18 protein-coding genes are annotated in these 20575 nt (G+C 41.8%); 11 read left to right on the top strand and 7 right to left on the bottom strand.

Features of this window, described 5'->3' with window-relative positions:
- Positions 1 to 95 precede the first annotated feature (95 nt).
- The 10 genes from EJ995_RS04235 (at position 96) to EJ995_RS04190 (ending at position 13925) form a co-directional block, all read left to right on the top strand.
- Positions 96 to 791: a hypothetical protein gene (locus EJ995_RS04235; RefSeq protein ID WP_126445923.1), complete on the top strand. Its 696-nt coding sequence runs from the start codon at positions 96 to 98 to the stop codon at positions 789 to 791.
- 129 nt (positions 792 to 920) lie between these two features.
- Positions 921 to 1421 carry a hypothetical protein gene (locus EJ995_RS04230; protein ID WP_126445921.1) on the top strand — a complete coding sequence of 167 codons (501 nt, stop codon included), beginning with the start codon at positions 921 to 923 and terminating at the stop codon, positions 1419 to 1421.
- Between the two features lie 51 nt (positions 1422 to 1472).
- Entirely contained in the window at positions 1473 to 2507 is a 1035-nt protein-coding gene (locus tag EJ995_RS04225; RefSeq protein WP_126445919.1) for a ligase-associated DNA damage response exonuclease, read from the top strand.
- Between the two features lie 141 nt (positions 2508 to 2648).
- Positions 2649 to 4403 carry an ATP-dependent DNA ligase gene (locus tag EJ995_RS04220; protein WP_126445917.1) on the top strand — a complete coding sequence of 585 codons (1755 nt, stop codon included), beginning with the start codon at positions 2649 to 2651 and terminating at the stop codon, positions 4401 to 4403.
- A gap of 184 nt (positions 4404 to 4587) precedes the next feature.
- Positions 4588 to 7044: a ligase-associated DNA damage response DEXH box helicase gene (locus EJ995_RS04215; protein WP_126448864.1), complete on the top strand. Its 2457-nt coding sequence runs from the start codon at positions 4588 to 4590 to the stop codon at positions 7042 to 7044.
- Positions 7045 to 7516: 472 nt separating this feature from the next.
- A complete protein-coding gene (locus EJ995_RS04210) occupies positions 7517 to 8698 on the top strand; it encodes a DUF3095 family protein (RefSeq protein ID WP_126445915.1) in 1182 nt (393 codons plus the stop codon).
- 115 nt (positions 8699 to 8813) lie between these two features.
- Positions 8814 to 12224 (top strand): isoleucine--tRNA ligase, encoded by a 3411-nt coding sequence (ileS, locus tag EJ995_RS04205; protein WP_126445913.1) that lies wholly within the window; start codon positions 8814 to 8816, stop codon positions 12222 to 12224.
- A 2-nt stretch (positions 12225 to 12226) separates the two neighbouring features.
- Positions 12227 to 12616, top strand: a complete 390-nt coding sequence (locus EJ995_RS04200) for a TraR/DksA family transcriptional regulator (protein WP_126445911.1) — start codon at positions 12227 to 12229, stop codon at positions 12614 to 12616.
- A 10-nt stretch (positions 12617 to 12626) separates the two neighbouring features.
- Entirely contained in the window at positions 12627 to 13271 is a 645-nt protein-coding gene (locus EJ995_RS04195; RefSeq protein WP_126445909.1) for a hypothetical protein, read from the top strand.
- 36 nt (positions 13272 to 13307) lie between these two features.
- On the top strand, positions 13308 to 13925 hold the full coding sequence (locus EJ995_RS04190; RefSeq protein WP_126445907.1) for a lipoprotein signal peptidase: 618 nt from the start codon (positions 13308 to 13310) through the stop codon (positions 13923 to 13925).
- 68 nt (positions 13926 to 13993) lie between these two features.
- Here EJ995_RS04190 and EJ995_RS04185 read toward each other — a convergent pair whose 3' ends face one another.
- From EJ995_RS04185 to EJ995_RS04155, 7 genes are all read right to left on the bottom strand, one after another.
- Positions 13994 to 14404, bottom strand: coding sequence for a response regulator (locus EJ995_RS04185; protein ID WP_126445905.1), 411 nt, complete (start codon positions 14402 to 14404; stop codon positions 13994 to 13996).
- 9 nt (positions 14405 to 14413) lie between these two features.
- A complete protein-coding gene (locus EJ995_RS04180; RefSeq protein WP_126445903.1) occupies positions 14414 to 15508 on the bottom strand; it encodes a sensor histidine kinase in 1095 nt (364 codons plus the stop codon).
- Positions 15509 to 15618: 110 nt separating this feature from the next.
- The gene (locus tag EJ995_RS04175; protein WP_126445901.1) at positions 15619 to 16188 is read right to left on the bottom strand and encodes a 5-formyltetrahydrofolate cyclo-ligase; all 570 of its coding nucleotides are present in this window, start codon (positions 16186 to 16188) and stop codon (positions 15619 to 15621) included.
- Positions 16154 to 17140, bottom strand: coding sequence for a succinylglutamate desuccinylase/aspartoacylase family protein (locus tag EJ995_RS04170; protein WP_164549867.1), 987 nt, complete (start codon positions 17138 to 17140; stop codon positions 16154 to 16156). The genes EJ995_RS04175 and EJ995_RS04170 overlap by 35 nt, the downstream gene beginning before the upstream one ends.
- A complete protein-coding gene (gene rimK, locus EJ995_RS04165; protein ID WP_126445899.1) occupies positions 17140 to 18015 on the bottom strand; it encodes a 30S ribosomal protein S6--L-glutamate ligase in 876 nt (291 codons plus the stop codon). Before rimK ends, EJ995_RS04170 begins: the two co-directional genes overlap by 1 nt.
- Positions 18012 to 18467, bottom strand: a complete 456-nt coding sequence (locus EJ995_RS04160) for an ATP-dependent zinc protease family protein (protein WP_241234687.1) — start codon at positions 18465 to 18467, stop codon at positions 18012 to 18014. The genes rimK and EJ995_RS04160 overlap by 4 nt, the downstream gene beginning before the upstream one ends.
- Positions 18468 to 18882: 415 nt before the next feature.
- Positions 18883 to 19728, bottom strand: a complete 846-nt coding sequence (locus EJ995_RS04155; RefSeq protein ID WP_126445897.1) for an alpha/beta hydrolase — start codon at positions 19726 to 19728, stop codon at positions 18883 to 18885.
- Between the two features lie 139 nt (positions 19729 to 19867).
- Here EJ995_RS04155 and EJ995_RS04150 point away from each other — a divergent pair, with 139 nt between their 5' ends.
- Positions 19868 to 20566: a YqjF family protein gene (locus EJ995_RS04150; RefSeq protein ID WP_126445895.1), complete on the top strand. Its 699-nt coding sequence runs from the start codon at positions 19868 to 19870 to the stop codon at positions 20564 to 20566.
- Positions 20567 to 20575: the final 9 nt, after the last annotated feature.

The following is a 20575-nucleotide window of genomic DNA, read 5'->3' as shown; positions in this document are numbered from 1 at the left end:
TACACGCACTATAACATAAGTTAACTTTCATTTATTAAAAGATAAGCAGTACCAACGGCACCTTTGTTCATAATTTTGACTCAAATGTTAAACGCATGAAAAATTATATTCTTACAACCGCTCTCCTCGCAATGGCACTAACAGCTTGTAAAACAAACGAGGATCCATCAGATGGCATTGATAACAACGCGATGGATACTGCGGTGATGAATAATGATGATAATGACACACAGCAATTTGCAACTAACGATCAGGAACCAGTGCGCCGCTACTCTAACGAGGATGCACAACGGTTGCGCAGTGATTTTAGTAATGCAGTAGCCGTTGAGAATGATCGCGCCACGCAAGTTAAGGGCTGGACGGTCTACAGCACCGTTAATGCTGATCTTGAGGAATTGAGAAATACACCTGATGAAAAAGTCATGACTAGCACCCAGCAATTGCGTGCCGACTATAATATTCTCATGAGTACCATACCTGCATATTTAATGGTTGATGATGTACGCGATGCTATCGCAGACGTCAATAAAGAAATTACTGAATTTGAAAAAGAGGTTGCCATCCCAACAACCACGCGCAAAGAAAACATGGAAAATCTTGAAGAAATCCAAGAAGCATATGACGATCTAGCCAAAGAAATTGCGCAAGCACGTGCCAAATATGTCGATAATCAAGAAGACGCGATGGAAGAATATCTAGAAGAAATCAATAACATTGATGATAAAAAAACTACCATGCAGCGATATGAAGACGCAGCAGTAGAATATAATGAAGAACTAGATAGTAATTAGTTGATTGCACACCTCAAACTATAAAACACCGTTATTAGAAACGGTGTTTTTTTATACTTAAATTTGAACCTTACAATCTTTTACATGCGCTATTGCTATTTCATTTTGACCGTTTTTCTCACATCATTAGTGAGTTGCAATAATCAGGAAGATGATGTTAGCACAGAAACCACAGACCTAAACCTATCTGAGATTGAGTTTGCACAACAACAAATATCGCTAGTAGGTGATGCGAGGGCAAGCGCCAGCGACTGGCAAGAATTTGAAAGGTTTCAGACTGCTTTAGAAAACTATGATCACAGTAAGGCGGCCACAACGCGACTAGCGACACATGCTGAATCCATGCTGGAAAACGTTCCCGATGCCTTTGATGAGCAACGTATCAAATCACGCATCAAGGTATTGCTCGTTCGTTCTAGAAGCTATGAATCCTACTTATCATACACAACTCGCACCGCGAGTGAGCATCAGGATCGGTACAATGGCATCATTCTAGCCACAGATCAATTGATCGCGGCCATGAATGAGAAAGAAGAGTATGACCGCAACCAGCGACAAGCTTTGGAAGATCTTAAAAATGATTTGCCACCTGCCGCAAGTGATGAAGCGCTTGACACGACTACCGCATAAACTTCTCTTAAACCGCACGTCACTGCCTGCATCGCTTGTTATTTTTAAGCAATGAGCGAGCCCTTACTTAAATTTACAGACCACGGCATCTATTGCCATGCTGCAGATGTTTACCTAGATCCATGGAAACCTGTGGACAAAGCATTAATTACACACGGCCATGCAGATCACAGTCGCTGGGGTCACAAGAAATACATCACACATCACGATAACGTGCCCATCATTAGTCACAGGCTGGGTGATATTAATGTTTCAGGAATCGCTCACGGCGAAAGCTTGCACATCAACAACGTCAAGTTCAGCTTCCATCCTGCTGGTCATATTCCAGGATCCTGCCAAATTAGGGTAGAACACAAAGACGAAGTCTGGGTTTTTACAGGAGATTATAAAACGGAAGATGACGGTATCTCAACCCCTTATGAGCCCATCAAATGCAACACTTTTATAACAGAATGCACCTTTGGATTACCAGCATTCAAATGGCGACCACAGACTGAGGTCATGAGCGATGTCAACGAGTGGTGCGCACAAAACCACGCCGAAGGCAAGACCTCTATCCTATTTGCATATTCGCTAGGCAAAGCACAACGACTTATCAAACATCTAGACACCAGTAAGATGAAAATCTATTGCCATGGCGCCGTTTATAAAATGACCGAGGTACTGCGCGAACTCATCGATTTTCCTGAGACGCATTTAGTCACTAGGGAAACACCTAAGAAAGACTTGATAGGCAACATCGTGGTTGCTCCACCTAGTGCACACGGTAGCGCGTGGATGCGCAAATTTGTTCCCTACGCGACAGCAAGCGCTAGCGGCTGGATGACCTTTCGTGGTGCGCGCCGCAGGCGGGCCATAGATAAAGGCTTTGTTCTATCAGACCATTGCGATTGGGATGGTTTGCTACAAAGCATTGATGCCACCGGCTGTGAAAACGTGATTACCACACATGGATATCAAGAGATTTTCGCTAGATACTTGAGAGAAGAAAAGGGCCTCAACGCTATCAGTGAGCGCACGCAATATGAAGGCGAAACACTCAATGAATCTGAGCCTGAAGCCGAGTTGGAACCCGACAAAAATTAAATCAAAACTAAAATTTAAAAATCAATTTAAAGTCATGATCTCTTTGAATATAGTGAGCTCTTCCTCAAACAATATGCCTTACAAATTAAATAAGGAAAACCATTTGAGTTTTGATTTGAACTTGAGTTTAAATTTAATCGTGTGAAACAATTCGCAGAACTCATAAGAACCATTGATGGCACCAATAAAACTACGCTCAAGGTAGCCGCGCTAACCGAGTACTTTAACACAGCGCCTGAAGATGACAAGCTATGGACCATCGCCATTCTATCACATCGCAGACCTAAACGACCAGTGAACACAACCCTCATGAGAGAATGGGCGATTGAGATCAGCGGTATTCCCATGTGGTTGTTTGAAGAATCCTACCATATTGTTGGTGACCTCGCAGAAACCATTGCGTTGATTCTACCTACCACCAGCGAGCCGTCTGACAAATCACTTTCTACCATCGTCAGTGAGTTGATTGAGCTGCGCAAAAAGCCAGATGAAGAAAAGAAAGCATACCTACAAGAAAACTGGTTGAAGCTCAATTACTATGAGCGATTTGTTTTCAATAAGATCATGACAGGTAGCTTTCGTATAGGCGTCTCGCAAAAATTGATGACGCGCGCCTTGGCTGCATCAACAGGTATCGATCAAGATGTACTGGCTCACAAATTAATGGGTAGCTGGACTGGCGAGAATACGACATTTCAAGAATTGGTCTTTGAGGACAATGAGGTTGCCATGCGTGGCAAGCCATATCCATTCTATTTGGCTTATGCGATTGAAGGCGATGTTGCTGATCTAGGAGACGTCCAGGATTGGAGCATGGAACATAAATGGGATGGCATTAGATCTCAAAGTATCATCAGGTCTGGTGAGCTGTTTGTCTGGTCACGCGGTGAGGAATTGGTAACCGATAAATATCCAGAATTTCAAAAATTCCTAGACGTGATTCCTGATGGCACCGTGATCGATGGTGAAATCTTGCCTTATAAGGATGGTGAGATCATGAATTTCAACGATCTACAAACCAGAATAGGTCGTAAAACAGTCGGTAAAAAATTGCTGGCAGATGTTCCTGTTGTAGTCGTCGCCTATGACTTGTTAGAATGGCAAGGCAAGGACATTAGAGACATGGCTTTCCAAGATCGCAGGAAGATTTTGGAGGAACTGGTGGATGCTGTCATGGATGGTATTCCTTATGAAGATCCCAAAAGTAATCCAGTTTCGAGCGACATTCGAGATACGGATGGTGGATCAGACCAGCCTAATGTTAGCGACCAGAAGATCCTGAAACCAGTTCAGGATGACAACTCTAATTCGATTTCAAGTTCAAGTTCAGATTTAGTTCCTCTACTCCTTTCAGAAACCATGTCGTTCAACAGCTGGAAAGAAGCAGCAGAAGAACGAGAAAAATCACAAGAACGCAGATCGGAAGGCTTAATGATCAAGCGCAAGGACAGTCCGTATCTGGTAGGACGCAAAAAAGGCGACTGGTGGAAATGGAAAGTTGATCCATTTTCTGTGGATGCCGTGTTAACTTATGCCATGCGCGGTCATGGTAGGCGCGCCAATCTATTCACCGATTACACCTTTGGATTATGGCAAGATGGTGAACTAGTGACTTTCGCAAAGGCATACTCAGGACTCACCGATGCCGAATTCAGAAAAGTAGACGCCTGGATCAAGAAAAACACCTTGGAACGTTTTGGACCTGTAAGATCTGTTACGCCGCATCATGTTTTTGAAATAGCTTTTGAAGGCATCGCACCCAGCAAGCGTCATAAATCTGGCGTTGCCACGCGTTTCCCTAGAATCGTGCGCTGGCGTCAAGACAAACCTATTGAAGAAGCCAACACGCTGGATGATTTGAAAGCACTCATTCCTACTGATGGTGAGTTTATGTAGATCGAAATGAAGAAAGGAAAAAAGAGATTAGAGAATAGAATTTTAAAAATCAGTCCAGTATCGAGCGACAGTCGAGATACGTGTTTGGAAGTTTAAATAATTTAAATAAAGTTGAAAGGTAGATTCTGAAACAAGTTCAGAATGACAAAGAAAAGAAAGATTCCGCCATTAATGCGGAACGATGATGACAAAAAAAGAACTCTTCCATATAGCCGAAAGTTATTTCCAGCAGCAAGGCTGGACGAGTTTTCCGTTTCAGAAAAAGACATGGGAAGCGTTGTTGGCTGGTAAGCACGGGCTGCTCAACGCACCAACGGGTAGTGGTAAAACTTATGCGCTCTGGGTGGCGATTGTTCTTAAATACATCAAGGAAAATCCTGACTACAAGAAGAAGCCCAAAAAAGGTCTCAAGGCTATTTGGATCACACCTTTGCGCTCGCTTTCTCAGGAAATATCGCAAGCATCCCAGCGATTTGTGGATGGTATCGGCCTACCATTTACAGTAGGCATACGCAGTGGCGACACTTCAACAAAAGAACGCGCCGCACAGATGCGATCCATGCCTGATTTACTGATCACCACACCAGAGAGTCTGCATCTCATGCTGGGTTCCAAAGATCATGAGCGCATCTTCAGGGATTGCAGCACCATAGTGGTAGACGAGTGGCATGAACTGCTAGGAACCAAACGCGGCGTGCAAATGGAATTGGGCGTTTCGCGACTTTTGGGACTTAATCCGCAGATCAAGATTTGGGGTATTAGTGCGACCATCGGTAATCTAGAGCAAGCCAGACAAGTGTTATTGGGTGTTGACGAGTCACGCTTTCGCGAAAGCGTACTCATAAAAGCCAATCTCAAAAAAGACATCACCGTGCAATCCATCATACCTGAAAGCATGGATAAATTCCCATGGCGCGGTCATTTAGGGTTGCATTTGCTAAAAAATGTTGTCGAGATCATCAATTCCAGTCGGTCAACACTCATATTTACAAATACCAGAGCGCAATGTGAGCTTTGGTTTCAATCACTTATGTCTAAGCATCCAGAGTTTGCGGGTGAAGTGGCCATGCATCACGGTTCCATCAATAAAGAAACGCGTGTTTGGGTAGAAAATGCGATAAGAAATGAGTCATTAAAAGCCTGTGTTTGTACCTCATCACTGGATCTAGGTGTGGATTTTGCGCCAGTGGAAACCATTATCCAGGTAGGTGGCCCCAAAGGTGTTGCGCGATTTTTACAACGTGCAGGCAGATCAGGTCACAGGCCTGGCGAGACCAGTATGATTCACTTCCTGCCTACTCATGCGCTGGAACTGATTGAAGCAAGTGCTTTGCAAAAGGCCGTTTCTAGTCAGGCGGTTGAAGATCGATTGCCCTATTTACTATGCTACGATGTACTGATTCAATACTTATGTACGCTGGCTGTTTCAGGAGGTTTTTATCCCGACAATATTTTTCCTGAGGTCAAAAACACATTTTGTTATGCTAGTATAACCGATGAGGAATGGAAATGGTGCCTCAATTTTATCGTTTACGGTAGTGCCTCGTTGCAATCTTATGATGAGTATAAAAAAGTAAGCATTGATGATGATGGTAGGTATTACATAGACAGCAAGGCCATCGCCATGCGCCATCGCTTGCAAATGGGAACCATAGTCGGCGCGACAACGGTCACCGTGAAATATCAAACTGGTGGTTACATAGGATCAGTTGAAGAGTATTTCATCAGCAAACTGGATCGTGGCGATGTGTTTGTTTTTGCTGGAAGAACACTGGAATTCATTAGACTCAAAGGCATGGTGGCGCAAGTGCGCAATTCGACTAAAAAAACTAATACAGTATCTAATTGGCAAGGCAGCCGCTTACCGTTGAGTGCACAACTAGGCGAGCTGCTGCGTGACGAGATGGAAAACTTCCAGACGGGAAAGAAACGCACACCAGAAGTCAAAGCCCTCAAAGAAATTATCCAGCGGCAGCAATTGGAAAGTATCGTACCGCAAAAACATCAATTTTTGATAGAGACTTTTAAAACTCGTGAAGGCTATCATGCGGTGTTCTATCCTTTTGAAGGCAGATTTGTTCACGAGGCTATGTCAGGCATCATCGCTTACCGCATCAGTTTATTAAAACCTATTACGTTCTCGATTGCATTCAATGATTATGGTTTTGAACTATTGAGTGATCAGCCGTTTGATATGCAAGAGGTGCTGGATAATGACCTGCTAACACCAGACATGCTTACTGAGGACTTGCAATCCAGCATGAATGCGACTGAAATGGCCAGAAGGAAATTCCGTGATATTGCGGTGATCTCTGGGCTTGTATTTACGGGTTATCCAAACAAGGCTATTAAAACAGCTCACTTACAGAATAGCAGTCAGCTTCTTTTTGAAGTTTTTAGAGATAACGAGCCAGACAACTTGCTTTTCAAACAAGCCTATACGGAAACTTTTGAGCAAGCTATTGAAGAATATCGTCTACGTGAAGCGCTGGTGCGCATTCAAAATCAAGAAATTGTCTGGAAAGCCTGTGAAAAACCAACGCCTTTTTCATTCCCTATTATTACAGACCGCTTGCGCGAAAAACTGAGCAGCGAGAAATTAGCAGATCGTATCAAGCGCATGCAGCTGAAGTGGGAATGATTGAAATAACGCTGTCTCTTAAATTTCTAATGATACTCTTTAGGAAATTGAAAGCGAACTTGAAGATGAATCAGAAATTAAGTTTAATGTCATCCTCTAAAAAGATCTCTATTAATTAGGAAGACTCTGAAATAAATTCAGAGAGACTAATAGTTCATGTCATGCTAATTCAGGTTCACATTTCAAGTGCGAATTAAAGTTCTAATTCAAGTTTGAGTTTAACTTTTCTTGCGTTAGGGACCTGCCTGCCGGCAGGCAGGTAGTAGCGGAAATCCTTTTTTTGGTTAATGAAACCTAAAAAAGACCTGCCTGCCAGCAGGCAGGTTGTAGCGTATAGCCCGATCCCCAAAAATTTTGGGAAAAACGCCCTTAAAACCACGATCTGTGCATCGATACTCTAGATATTTAATAATTAGTTAATTAGGATTTTGTAAAATATCTGTGCTGATACATTTACGTACTTAAATGTACGATGGAAGACACACGTTATTTTTATTCTTCTTTGAAGACAAAATATGCGCCTATACGTAAGATTTTACGTAAGCCGCAGAATTTTACCGCGGTACCACATGACTGGCATGTGGTAGTAGCAGACGTTGCGCAAAGCACGCGTGCGGTTCAAAAAGGCATGCATAATGAGGTCAATCTGGCAGCGACCGGTAGCGTTGTGACGGTGATCAACACGGTCAAGAGTCAATTGCGCAATCATGAGATTCCGTATTTTTTTGGCGGTGATGGCGTGACCTTTTTGATTCCTGCAGATGTGCATGCACGCGTCATGTCTGCCTTATACAATTATAAGTCTCACGTCAAGAACAATCTCAAACTAAACTTGCGCATAGGTAGTATCAAGGTGCAAAAGGTGTACGATGAGCGTCATTTATTGAGAATTGCCAAGGCAAAGATCAACAGTTATTTGACCATACCTATCGTTTTGGGCAACGGCTTGAAATATGCAGAGAGTTTGATAAAGGCAGAATTTAAGCAGGAATCTATTTTTGAAAATAATTCGCCTGCAATCGACCTTACTGGTATGGAATGCCGTTGGGATGAGATATCGCCACGTGACCAGAAACATAAGGTGGTTTGCCTGCTAGTTAATTGTGAGGATCAATCAAAACAAGCCGAGATCTATGCCGATATCATGGATATTATATTCCTGCTATTTGGTTCACTAGAGCGCAGGCAGCCCATCAATACCAACCGTCTGAAACTGAAAGCAACCATTTCCAAAATCAAGAAAGAAATGATTGCGCGCATAGGTAAGAGCAAGCTGGACTATTTATTGAAACACTGGTTGATCACCTATTTTGGCACGTTCTATTTCACCTATTTCAAGGAAGGCAAGGAATACCTAAATAAAGTGAGCCAATTGTCTGACACCATCATGTTTGATGGTTCCCTTAATACAGTTATGGAAGGTGATGCTGGACAAATCGAGGCGTTGACAAATTATCTAGACCTGCTGGAACGTGAAGGAAAGATCGTTTATGGCATCCATAGCACGCACGCATCCGTGATGAGTTGTTATGTGCAAGACAGAAAGGATAATCATATCCACTTTGTAGATGGAACTGAAGGTGGTTATACCAGCGCTGCTGTGATTTTCAAGAATAAAATGGCGCAGGTTAGAGAAATGGAAACGCAGGTGTAGATCTTAATTCATAGTCCTAAATGCGACACAAGAAAATGCGCTTTCTCACAGTGCATTAAACTTTATCGTCCCGTTTAAATCTACTATTTTTGCCCACCTTAATATAATGGTGGTTATGAGTACTAAATTCAAGGAATACAAAGGGTTAAACCTACCAGAAGTTGATGAACGCATCAAGACTTTCTGGAAGGAGAACGACATCTTCAACAAGTCCATGACGACTCGTGAGGGCAATGAGCCTTTTATTTTCTTTGAAGGACCACCGTCTGCCAATGGATTGCCTGGTATTCACCACGTGATGGGTCGTACGATCAAGGATCTTTTTTGCCGTTTTAAAACACAGCAAGGTTATCAGGTAAACCGCAAGGCTGGTTGGGATACGCACGGCTTGCCTGTAGAATTAGGCGTTGAAAAAGCACTGGGCATTACCAAAGAAGACATTGGCACCAAAATAAGTGTAGAAGAATACAATCAGGCCTGTAAAGATGCCGTGTTAAAATACACAGACATCTGGAGCAAACTCACTGACGACATGGGCTATTGGGTAGATATGGAAGATCCATACATTACCTACAAGCCTAAATACATGGAGAGCGTCTGGTGGTTGCTCAGGCAGATCTATTCTAAGGATTTGCTGTATAAAGGTTACACCATCCAGCCGTACTCACCTGCTGCAGGAACTGGTTTGAGTTCGCATGAGTTGAACCAGCCAGGAACCTATCAAGATGTGACCGATACCACAGTGACGGCACAATTCAAAGTTTCTGATACATCACAATTACCTTTTGAGACTTCTGGCGAGGTCTTCTTCCTTGCCTGGACGACCACACCATGGACGCTGCCGTCCAACACAGCTCTGACCGTGGGTCCCAAAATAGATTACGTGCTGGTTGAGACTTTCAATCAATACACTGGCCAGCCTATGCAGGTGATCATTGCTGAAAAGTTGGTGAGTTACCAGTTTAGTAAAAAGTACGAGAATGTTGTTGACAGTGACGCTTTCGCGAAAGCAAAACAAGCCTACCAACTTTCTGACAAGAAAATACCATATCGCGTACTTGCCAGCTGCAAGGGAAGTGATCTCGTGAACACACGCTACGATCAGTTACTCGACTATGCGACGCCTTACCAAAATGCAGAAGATGCGTTTAGAGTCATTTCTGGTGATTTTGTGACGACTGAAGACGGAACTGGAATCGTGCATACGGCGCCAACTTTTGGTGCAGACGATGCGCTAGTTTCTAAACAGGCAAATCCGCCTATACCGCCGATGTTGGTGCTGGATGAGAATAATAATCCAGTGCCGCTGGTGAACCTTCAAGGGAAATTCCGTGAGGAGTTACCAGAAATAGGTGGCAAATACGTGAAAAACGAATACTTCAATGCAGGCGAGGCACCAGAGCGATCTGTTGATGTAGACATCGCCATAAAATTGAAAGAAGATGACCGCGCCTTTAAGGTCGAGAAATATGTACACAGTTACCCGCATTGTTGGAGAACTGACAAGCCTGTACTGTACTATCCGCTAGACAGTTGGTTCATTAAAGTGACCGAGTTTAAGGACCGCATGCACGAGTTGAACAAGCAAATCAATTGGAAGCCTAAATCTACTGGTGAAGGACGCTTTGGGAACTGGCTGGCCAATGCAAACGACTGGAACCTTTCAAGATCTAGATTCTGGGGTATTCCGCTACCTATCTGGCGCAACGAGACTGGAACTGAAGAACTGATCATAGGTTCTATTGAAGAATTGGTTGCTGAAATTGAGAAATCCATCGCAGCTGGTTTCATGACATCAAATCCTTTTGCTGGCTTCAAGGCTGGCGACATGAGCGAGGAAAACTATGACCTTGTTGATCTGCACAAAAATGTTGTGGATGATATCTACCTAGTAGGACAAAATGGCGAGAAGCTGACTCGTGAGGCAGATCTTATTGACGTCTGGTTTGATAGTGGTTCCATGCCCTACTCGCAATGGCACTACCCATTTGAGAACAAGGAAAAGGTAGAAAATGAACTGCGCAAGGCAGACTTCATTGCCGAAGGTGTTGATCAAACACGCGGCTGGTTCTACACGCTGCACGCTATTGCTACCATGATAAGTGATGATGTGGCCTATAAAAATGTGGTTTCGAACGGTCTGGTGTTGGACAAGAACGGCCAGAAAATGTCCAAGCGATTAGGCAATGCCGTTGATCCATTTGATACGTTGGGCAAATTTGGCGCCGATGCCACACGATGGTATATGGTAAGCAATGCAAATCCTTGGGATAATCTCAAGTTTGATCTGGATGGCATTACCGAAGTTCAGCGCAAGTTTTTTGGAACACTTTACAATACCTATAGCTTTTTTGCTTTGTATGCAAATGTTGATGGGTTCAGCTTTCGCGAAAGCGTAATCCCAACAGACGAACGACCAGAAATAGACCGCTGGATTCTATCAGAGCTGAACACACTGATAAAGGAAACGACGGAATTCTATGAAGATTATGAACCTACCAAAGCAGCCAGAGCTATTACCACGTTTGTGACGGAAAACTTGAGTAACTGGTACGTGCGATTGTGCAGGAGACGTTTCTGGAAAGGTGATTATCAGCAAGATAAAATAGCAGCCTACCAGACGCTCTATACTTGTTTAAAGACGGTCGCACAGTTGGGAGCACCTATCGCGCCTTTCTTTATGGATCAGCTTTATAAAGATTTGACTAGTGTTTGCGAAAACGATGCTAGCGAGAGTGTGCATTTATCTATGTTTCCTAAAGTTGATGAAAGCTTGATTAATACAGAGCTGGAAAGTAAAATGCATAAGGCTCAAGTGATTTCTAGCTTGACGCTTTCATTGCGTAAAAAAGAAAGCATCAAGGTGCGCCAACCACTGCAGCGCATCATGATACCAATATTGGATCAAACGGAAAAAGAACAAATCGAAGCGATTGCTGATCTTGTAAAAAGTGAAGTAAATGTCAAGGAGATTGAGTTAATCGATGATACCAGTGGTATTCTAGTCAAAGAAATCAAACCTAATTTCAAGACTTTGGGACCACGTTTTGGCAAGGATATGGGCAAAGTGGCTGGATTGATCAAAGGTTTTCAACAAGAGGACATCGCATTGTTAGAAAAAACAGGCGAGAAAATCATTAATCTGAACGGAAATGACATTTCTTTGACGCTAGATGATGTGGAGATTACATCATCAGATATTGAAGGATGGCTTGTTGCCAACCAGTCTGGAACAACGGTGGCGCTTGATATACAAATCTCACCAGCGTTAAAGGAAGAAGGCATCGCTAGAGAACTCGTCAATCGATTACAAAACCTACGTAAGGACACAGGTTTAGAAGTGACCGATCGTATAGATATTACAGTGCAGTCGCATCCAGCGATGGACAACGCTCTTAAAACAAATGAACAATATATAAAGGATGAAACTCTAGCAGATTCACTTGATATCGTTGACAGTATAGAAAACGGTACAGAAATTGAGTTTGACGATATAGAAACAATCCTTGCGATTAATAAGAAATAGTAATGAGTACAAACGCAAACGAAAAAATAAGATACAGCGATAAAGATCTCGCCCACTTCAAAGCTTTGGTAGAAAAGAAGATTGAGGAAGCCACTAAGCAATACGAGCTTATTAAAAGTGCCTACATGAATGATTCAAACAACGGAACCGAGGACACAGCACCTCAATTCAAGGCCTTTGATGAAGGTAGTGCGGTCATGAGCAAAGAGGCAAACGCCCAGCTTGCCATACGCCAAGAAAAATTCATTCGTGATCTCAAGAATGCATTGATACGTATTGAGAATAAATCATACGGCGTTTGTCGCGTTACAGGTAATCTTATTTCTAAAGCACGTCTAGAGCTTGTACCTCACGCTACTTTGAGCATTGAGGCAAAGAATATGCAGAGCTAGAAACCGAGCTATGCACATCATTAAACTCATCAAGCAAGGATTATTATATCTATCCTGCTTGATGAGTTTTTCCGTTTTAGCGCAAACCGATCAAACGCGAACGATGAGCACCATCGACTCATCAAATTATGATCAAGTCATCATGAATTTTGATCAACACGTTGCTATCGAAATCAGTACAAATGATGCGGGAAAATTGGTGGTTAATGAAATTCAGGCTGGCGAGTACCACGATATGAATACCGTTACCTACAACGTTCAAGATGGCATCTTATATATTACAGATGTAGCATTGCCACATGGCACACTACCTCAAGATAAATTAAGTGCTCATAAAATTACTGACACTAGGTTATTGATTGACTTGCCAGAAAATAAAAAACTAAGTTTTAAAGCAGCCTCAGCAAATGTGAAACTGAGCGGTAATTATGATGTGATAGATATCGACCTGCTAAATGGTATCGCCATTATTGATGAGATACAAGGTAATGCTACTATCACAACGGTTAATGCAAATATTCAAATAAAAGAGATGCCGCAGTATAATTATGGTTTGACTGGCCATAAGCACCTACCAAATATCGTGCGTGATGTTGATCAGGTCAACTATCTACTAGTCGCATCAACCAAACAAGGTGAGATTATTGTAAATTGAGCTTTTTTTGACTCACGGCGCTAACGCGGGACATTTATGAAATTATACAAAGCCATTCTTATCATTATTGCTGTCCTATTTGTGGATCAAGCGAGTAAGATTTATATCAAACTTAATTACATGCTGCGCGACTCGCGCAATCCTATTGTTGATTGGGATAAGTTCCAATTATTGTTTTATGAAAATGCTGGTGCTGCATGGGGTTTTGAGATTCCTGGTGATTATGGTAAAATCATACTTACGGTGTTCAGAATTTTTGCCTGCTTTGGTATTGCCTACTGGTTATGGAAGAGTGTAAGAGACAACAGTCACAAGATTCTTATCGTGTGTATCTCGTTAATTTTTGCTGGAGCTGTGGGAAATATCATAGACAGTGTTTTCTACGGCGTCATATTTTCAGATAGCGCACACAGTGTGGCGACCTTTATGCCTGAAGGTGGTGGCTACAGTTCCTGGTTTTACGGTGAGGTAGTGGACATGCTGTACTTTCCGCTTTTTGACGGTATTTGGCCTAGCTGGATTCCAATAGTCGGTGGTCAAAGTTTTTCATTCTTCAACGCGGTATTCAATGTTGCAGATAGCGCCATATCTGTAGGCGTAGTGCTTCTCATCCTTTTTAGCAAAAAGGCCTTTCCAGAAAAGAAAGGTGCTTGATCTAGGTTAAATGATGAATATGATTCCGCTTTCGCGAAAGCGTAACTATTAATCATAAATTGAAACCATTAATCCTTTACGGCTCGCATGATAGCCTCTTTAGAAATGGGCTTTGTGATGAAGTGATGCACGATGGAATGTTCCTGCGCTCTCTTAACTTCTTCAGGATTTATGGTAGAACTTACGACATTTAAGCGAACGCCACTCTCTAGTAATTGCGACGCATATGGCTCTATATTGTCTAGAAATTCCCATCCATTCATGACGGGCATATTTAAGTCAAGCAGGATTACATCGGGTAATTCTTGAGTATCGTTTGACTCAAAGATCTCCTTGAAATGATCAATTGCTACTGCACCATTTTCAAAAACTGTAAATTGGTCAGCGATGTGATGCTTCTCTAGAAGCATGCCGATAAGACTTACATATAATCGATCATCATCAATAATACATACTTTGGGAACTAGCGGTGTTGCCATTATGATGTCCTAGAGTTTGATAGTAAAGGTAGTGCCATTTCCTGGAACGCTCTTTACTACAATATCACCACCTAACGCCTCTACTTGATTTTTCATGAGAAATAAGCCTAGATTATTCTCATCGTCTAGCTTGTCCTTATCATGATGTACATTGAAAACCTCGCGCACAGCATCGTCGTCATCAAGTCCTCTACTATTGTCCTTTACAATAAGTAAACGCTTTGACTTCTTGACCTTAGTCTTAATTTTAATCAGTAAGGGCTGTCCGGTTTTTCTGTGGGCAATGCTATTTGTAATTAGCGTTGTTATGATGCTTTCCAAGAAATCAGGCACGTATTCCACAAACTCTAAGAGGTGAAAATCTGTCGAAATGGCGATATTCTTATTCAAGGAATGATGGGCAAACTTTCTAATTGCTTTATTTGCGATTTGCTGGACGCTTACCACTTCCATGTTACGCACTTGTGAATTGATGGTAACCACTTGATTCAAATGCTTTAAAGTAGCACTCAAACTATCTGATATTTCTTGTAGGTAACTATAAAAAACATTGGTGCGTTCTTCTTGTGCATTCTCCTTAAACAATTCTAGCGTCAATTCAAGATTACTACTATGAGATCTGAGATTGTGCGAAACAATGTGTGCGAAATGGACTAGGTGTTCATTTTGAGCCTCTATTGTTTGTGAATGTTTTTCTAGTTGCTCGCTGTGACGCACGTATCTATCGATACTTGTAAAAACGCCACGAGCTCCTACTATATCGTCTTGATGATCAAACTTTGCATCTGCCGTAAAGCGCATCCATTTTACCTTGCCCGTATAAGTAACTACTTTGATGTCTGTGGCAACGGTTTTACCTTTTAAGCATTTCTTGAAAAGCTTAAGAGCTTTTTCATGATTCTGAAAAAACGACAGACATTCCTCTACTTTAAAATTTACAGATTCTGGAATTTCTAGAATATCTCGCGCTATATTATCAAAATAGACTGTGTTATCTGTGAATGAGGCACTGTAAACACCCGTTTTGGTAGCGCGAGCCACTTCTTTTAAGAAGTAGGCCTGATCGTCTAGGGTTGGCTTAACATTTTTATTTTTATCTAACATCTCTCGTAGGGGAAAAGAGTTTGAACTTTTTTGGGATGCGAAAAATAGGCTTTAATCTATACAATCGATTAAAAGCTGTTAATAAAAATAATAATTTTTGTTAAGGAAATCTAGAAATTAAAGGTATTTGCCGGCGTAATCAATTGGTTGACAGGCACGTCGCCAGTATAGATATCCTCGATCGATTCTATTGGTTCAAAAAATGACAAACCGATGAATTGCGTGTTTGGTTGACAATTGATTAAAAAACGATCGTAAAAACCTTTACCATAACCTACTCGATGACCATTAAGATCAGCCACTAACAATGGTATAAAAACGACATTGATTTTATCTACAGGAAATTCAATGGCATTTTCATCTGGTTCTGGAATGCCATATTTATTGACGACTAGCTTGGTACTATCCGTTAATAAATAATGTTGCATCGTGCCATCATTAAAATTAGATCGCGATAGGATTACATTCTTATCTCTACCCTGTAGAATATTTAAAATATGAGCAGTATCTACTTCATTACTTTTTTCAATAGGTAGGAAAAGATGGTAATTGGCGTGATTCCAGATATCTAATCGCAGTAATTGATTAGCAATTGCGATACTTTTTTCCTGAACTTCATCTAGAGTTAAGGCAGCACGTTTTGCTCTATAAACTTGACGCAGCCGGCTCTTTGTCTTCATGTTTGCTTAAATGAAATATAGCATCACCTTGATATACCAATGGCGTCTGGTTTACATTGATGATGTATCCCGAATGTGGCGCCTTAACCTTGTGGCGCATGGTACCATAAGGATCTGTAATTGTAGCGATCACATCTGCCTTATTAACATGTTGACCGCATTGTGTCTTTGGGTGTAGCAATCCGGAATATTTAGCACGTATCCATTTAGATTCTTTGATAAGAATAGGTGCTGCTGTCTCCTTAATAAGTGGCTTAGTATCAACCAGCATCTTTAAATGGTGCAATACTCTTAGCGCACCATGTACTGCGCTGGATATGATTTTTTTATCTGTCTCTTGAGACTTACCGCCTTCAAACAGCAAATACCTCTTACCAGCCTTGCTGCAAGTATCCCTGAAAGTTCTAGAAAGATTTTTTGAATGCATCAGGAATGGTGGATGAAAAACCTCTGCTAACGCAGTAGATTCAATATCCATAGGATCAACCCTTAAGTGCGGTGCATTGAATCGCTGCGCGCCACCGGTATGAAAATCCATAACCACATCCACGTGCGGCAAAATACTGTGTGTCATCTGGTAGGCAAACCTACTAGCGAGTGATCCATTTTTAGTTCCTGGAAAGACTCGATTGAGGTCACGACCGTCAGGAAATTCACGTTTCATATCTAGAAAACCAAAAATGTTCACCACAGGCATCGCGATGATCATACCGATTTTAGGTTTCACCACTTTTTTGGCGATCATTTGTCGCACAACCTCGACACCATTAATCTCATCGCCATGAATACCGCCAGTAAGTAAGACCGTAGGCCCAGCTTTTTTAGCTCTATGGATAAGTACAGGAACATCTACCACGGTAGATGTGTACAGTCTCGCCATGTTTAAATTGAGCGTGTGGCTGGTACCAGGTAAAATCTCAGTATCAAGAATGAATACAGGTTCTTGACTCATTATTGGAGGTTTTTCTCAATGTAGGTGACTATTTCCTTGGCAATATTATGTTGAGTTGCTGCCTCGATTCCTTCTAGACCTGGCGAGCTATTGACTTCTAGAACTAATGCGCCGCGTTTACTTTGTAGCAAGTCCACACCGCAAACGCCAAGACCCAAAGAACGCGCGGCAGCGATTGCAGTTTGCTCTTCTTCTCTTGATAGCGAAATCTTTTTGGCGGTACCACCACGGTGTAGGTTAGATCTAAATTCGCCTTTTTGAGCCTGACGCTTCATGGCACCTACCACTTTATCACCAACTACAAAAGCTCTTAAATCTGCGCCACCTGCTTCTTCAATAAATTCCTGAATGATTACGCGACTTTCTAGATTGTTGTAGGCTTCTAGAATTGTCTCTGCACTTTCAAAATCCTCAGCTAGGTTGACTCCTATTCCTTGCGTTCCTTCCAGCACCTTTATCACTGCTGGTGGTCCATCAACCATTTCAAGAATCTTTGAGGTATGCTTGCCAAAGTTGGTGAATACCGTCTTAGGCATACCAACACCAGCACTACTCAACCGCTGTAGACTTTGTAATTTATCTCGACTGCGCACCAATGCTTGAGAGGAAACCGTGGTGAAGCAATTCATTGCCTCAAACTGGCGTACAATGGCAGTACCATAGAAGGTAATGCTCGCACCTACACGCGGAATTATTGCGTCTGGTTTTGCTAGTCGTTCACCCTTATAGATTACAGTAGGCTTCTGTTTTTCAAGCTTGATATCACATTTTAAAGGATCGATCACCTGGACTTTATGCCCAGCTTTTTCTACCTCTTCTACCATGCGGGCAGTGCTGTAAATGTTCTTGCTTCTTGATAGAATGTAAATGGTCATGCTTGTGATTGTAAAAATGAAATGTCCTGCAATTCAGGATCTACTATAAATTTTTTTGAGAGAAACTTGCGCCCAATCAATACAGGAAATCGCATTTCTTGACGGTTGTTAAGCGTGAGCGATATCTTATACAATTTTTTAAAAATGCGTATGTTGGACTGCACCTCATAGCGCTGCTCTTGATTGCCATTACTGCTGCGCACCGTGGTGATCTCATAATCTTGAAACTCGATTTTTTTACCGTGGTATTGAGGATGATCTTGATCAAGAAAATTAGCAATTAGCACACCATCAACTTCTTCTATATCAGTACAATGAATGCTGGATGTATAAGCACCTGTGTCGATTTTTATATCAATTTCAGACAGTTTCAATTTAGGGAAATCTGCCTTGTCGGTACGTCCTATGATTTTCTTCGTTGCGATCTTAGTAGTGAATTTAGCAGCACGCAAGTTACCAATTTTTGAAGCCCTTATAGGTTTAAGAATACTTAAATGAATGTTGAGTGTTACGCTTTCGCGAAAGCAAAATGACCACCATCATACCAACAAGTAACAAACGATTAAGAAAGCTCCTATCACAAAAAAACCAGACGCTGGGTCTGGTTATGGTTGTTTGTGTTTGAAATAGCAGTCACTTAGACCGCTGCTGCAAGCTACTTCTTAGGAGCTTGTCTCTTTGCCTTGCTTGCTACAGCAGGCTGAGAAGAAGGTTTGCCAAAGTTTTTTGGGCCTTTCTTTTGCTTTTGTGCCATGGTACATGACGTTTAAGTTATGGTGTAAATGTATGTGTGTAATTGGTGCGGATAGATATTCATTGGCTATAATTTAACTAGCAATTACAGCTGTTCAGACTTCTAATTATCAACTAGTTAGCGTCAATAAACTTCTTGATTTCTTCAAATCTAGAACTCCATGGCCAGAAAAGGTGCGAGACCATAGGCACGTGAGCTTTGTCAAGATATTCAATCTCAACATCAGGTTGCACTTTAACCAACTCCTTATGGAAACGTAGGTTGCTTTCCTTGATAGATTTATAGGTTTTAGTCCCTACATACATCTTGATGGGTGGCGTGTTCTTATCTATAAAATTGATGGGTGACGCCTTTTCCCATTCTGCTGGATCATTGGTCCATGTGGTTAAATAATCCTGGCTACTTGTAGGTGGTTGTTTCTCAAAATATCCTGCCATATCAAGTCCTGCTGCATCATTCAAAACAATGCCTTTAATTAAACCTTGAGGAATCCCATAGTCACGATCCATGGTAGCAAGCGCGGCTAGATGCCCACCGGCAGAGTGTCCCGTCAAGAAAATCCTGTCAGGATCGCCACCGTATTTCTTGATGTTATCGCGCGTCCATAAAATAGACTGTGCGATTTGCTGGGTCATTTCCTTATAGTTGGCCTGTGGACTCGTGGTGTAAGTGGGCAAAACGGTAACCATTTTATTGCGAGCAAAGTTGCGCCCCAAATAATTATAGGTATCCTTATCACCACTATTCCAGTTACCGCCATGTACAAATATGAGTACAGGCATGAATTTCTCTGGATCACTATCTTCTGTAAAGACATTGAGTTGTGGCTCGTTTGCTAATTTTTCAGCAGACTGTAGATAGCTTATATCATCAAACTTTTGAGTGCTACAGGAAATAACCGAAGCTGTTATTACCATCAGTACCACCGCACAACTGATAAAAACAAATTTCTTTTTCATAAACTTCATAGGTAAAATAAACGTTTTTTACCGACTAACGGTTTTGAAGAATACAACTTACTTCTATTGGTGCATGATCCTGTAGATGTTAGCAACGCTTTAACGACCGCTATTTGATTATGGTAGTAGCTTTGGGCTTATGTCATTTCTTACTTCTACCTGGTCTTATTTGCCGTTTGCCAATTTTAAAATCGATCCATCAATTCTCAAGCCGCATTTACCTAAAGGCTGTGAGCTAGACATGCGCGGTGATCTGGCAGATATTAGTCTGGTAGGCCTGCGATTTGAGAATACGCGCATCTTGAATTTGCCTGTACCATTTCATATCAATTTTAGCGAGATCAACTTGCGCTTTTATGTCAAGAATCCAGCTACTGGCAGGCATGGTGTGGTTTTCATCAAAGAGATCGTGGACAAACCCATGATCACGCTGGTAGCCAACAAATTATACCATGAGCGGTATGAAACCATGCCTGTCAAATTTGATTTACAAGAAGCAGAAAGTCAAAACCGATTAACGTATCAATGGAAACCTAAGGACTGGCAAACATTTCAAGTGACCTACCAACCTCAACCGCTTGCCATCGCTGAAAATAGTAACGAGCAGTTTATTCTAGAAAGGTATTTTGGCTATTCTGAATATGATAAAGAAACTACCTTTGAATATGAGGTGCGTCACGCCTCATGGGAACATTTCAAGATTGATGATTACAAGATTGAAGTGGATTTTGAACAAACCTACGGCGCTGAGTTTGCCATTCTTAACGATTTACTACCTGACAGCGTGATGATGGCGCAAGGCTCGCGTATTTCTATTGAAAACAAGAGGAAGTTATAGTGTTAGGCT

The sequence above is a fragment of the Nonlabens ponticola genome (assembly GCF_003966335.1).
GTDB classification, from domain to species: Bacteria; Bacteroidota; Bacteroidia; order Flavobacteriales; family Flavobacteriaceae; genus Nonlabens; species Nonlabens ponticola.
The sequence above is the reverse complement of the archived record's forward strand: the minus strand, read 5'-3'. Positions and strand labels throughout refer to the sequence as shown.

Bases quoted from the DNA above. Each gene is read 5' to 3' on its own strand.
- EJ995_RS04210 (WP_126445915.1), top strand. From the start codon at position 7,517: ATGGAAGACACACGTTATTTTTATTCTTCTTTGAAGACAAAATATGCG.
- EJ995_RS04180 (WP_126445903.1), bottom strand. From the start codon at position 15,508: ATGTTAGATAAAAATAAAAATGTTAAGCCAACCCTAGACGATCAGGCC.
- EJ995_RS04155 (WP_126445897.1), bottom strand. From the start codon at position 19,728: ATGAAAAAGAAATTTGTTTTTATCAGTTGTGCGGTGGTACTGATGGTA.
- EJ995_RS04225 (WP_126445919.1), top strand. From the start codon at position 1,473: ATGAGCGAGCCCTTACTTAAATTTACAGACCACGGCATCTATTGCCAT.
- EJ995_RS04150 (WP_126445895.1), top strand. From the start codon at position 19,868: ATGTCATTTCTTACTTCTACCTGGTCTTATTTGCCGTTTGCCAATTTT.
- EJ995_RS04215 (WP_126448864.1), top strand. From the start codon at position 4,588: ATGACAAAAAAAGAACTCTTCCATATAGCCGAAAGTTATTTCCAGCAG.
- EJ995_RS04200 (WP_126445911.1), top strand. From the start codon at position 12,227: ATGAGTACAAACGCAAACGAAAAAATAAGATACAGCGATAAAGATCTC.
- EJ995_RS04170 (WP_164549867.1), bottom strand. From the start codon at position 17,140: ATGAGTCAAGAACCTGTATTCATTCTTGATACTGAGATTTTACCTGGT.
- EJ995_RS04235 (WP_126445923.1), top strand. From the start codon at position 96: ATGAAAAATTATATTCTTACAACCGCTCTCCTCGCAATGGCACTAACA.
- EJ995_RS04190 (WP_126445907.1), top strand. From the start codon at position 13,308: ATGAAATTATACAAAGCCATTCTTATCATTATTGCTGTCCTATTTGTG.
- ileS (WP_126445913.1), top strand. From the start codon at position 8,814: ATGAGTACTAAATTCAAGGAATACAAAGGGTTAAACCTACCAGAAGTT.
- EJ995_RS04195 (WP_126445909.1), top strand. From the start codon at position 12,627: ATGCACATCATTAAACTCATCAAGCAAGGATTATTATATCTATCCTGC.
- rimK (WP_126445899.1), bottom strand. From the start codon at position 18,015: ATGACCATTTACATTCTATCAAGAAGCAAGAACATTTACAGCACTGCC.
- EJ995_RS04175 (WP_126445901.1), bottom strand. From the start codon at position 16,188: ATGAAGACAAAGAGCCGGCTGCGTCAAGTTTATAGAGCAAAACGTGCT.
- EJ995_RS04185 (WP_126445905.1), bottom strand. From the start codon at position 14,404: ATGGCAACACCGCTAGTTCCCAAAGTATGTATTATTGATGATGATCGA.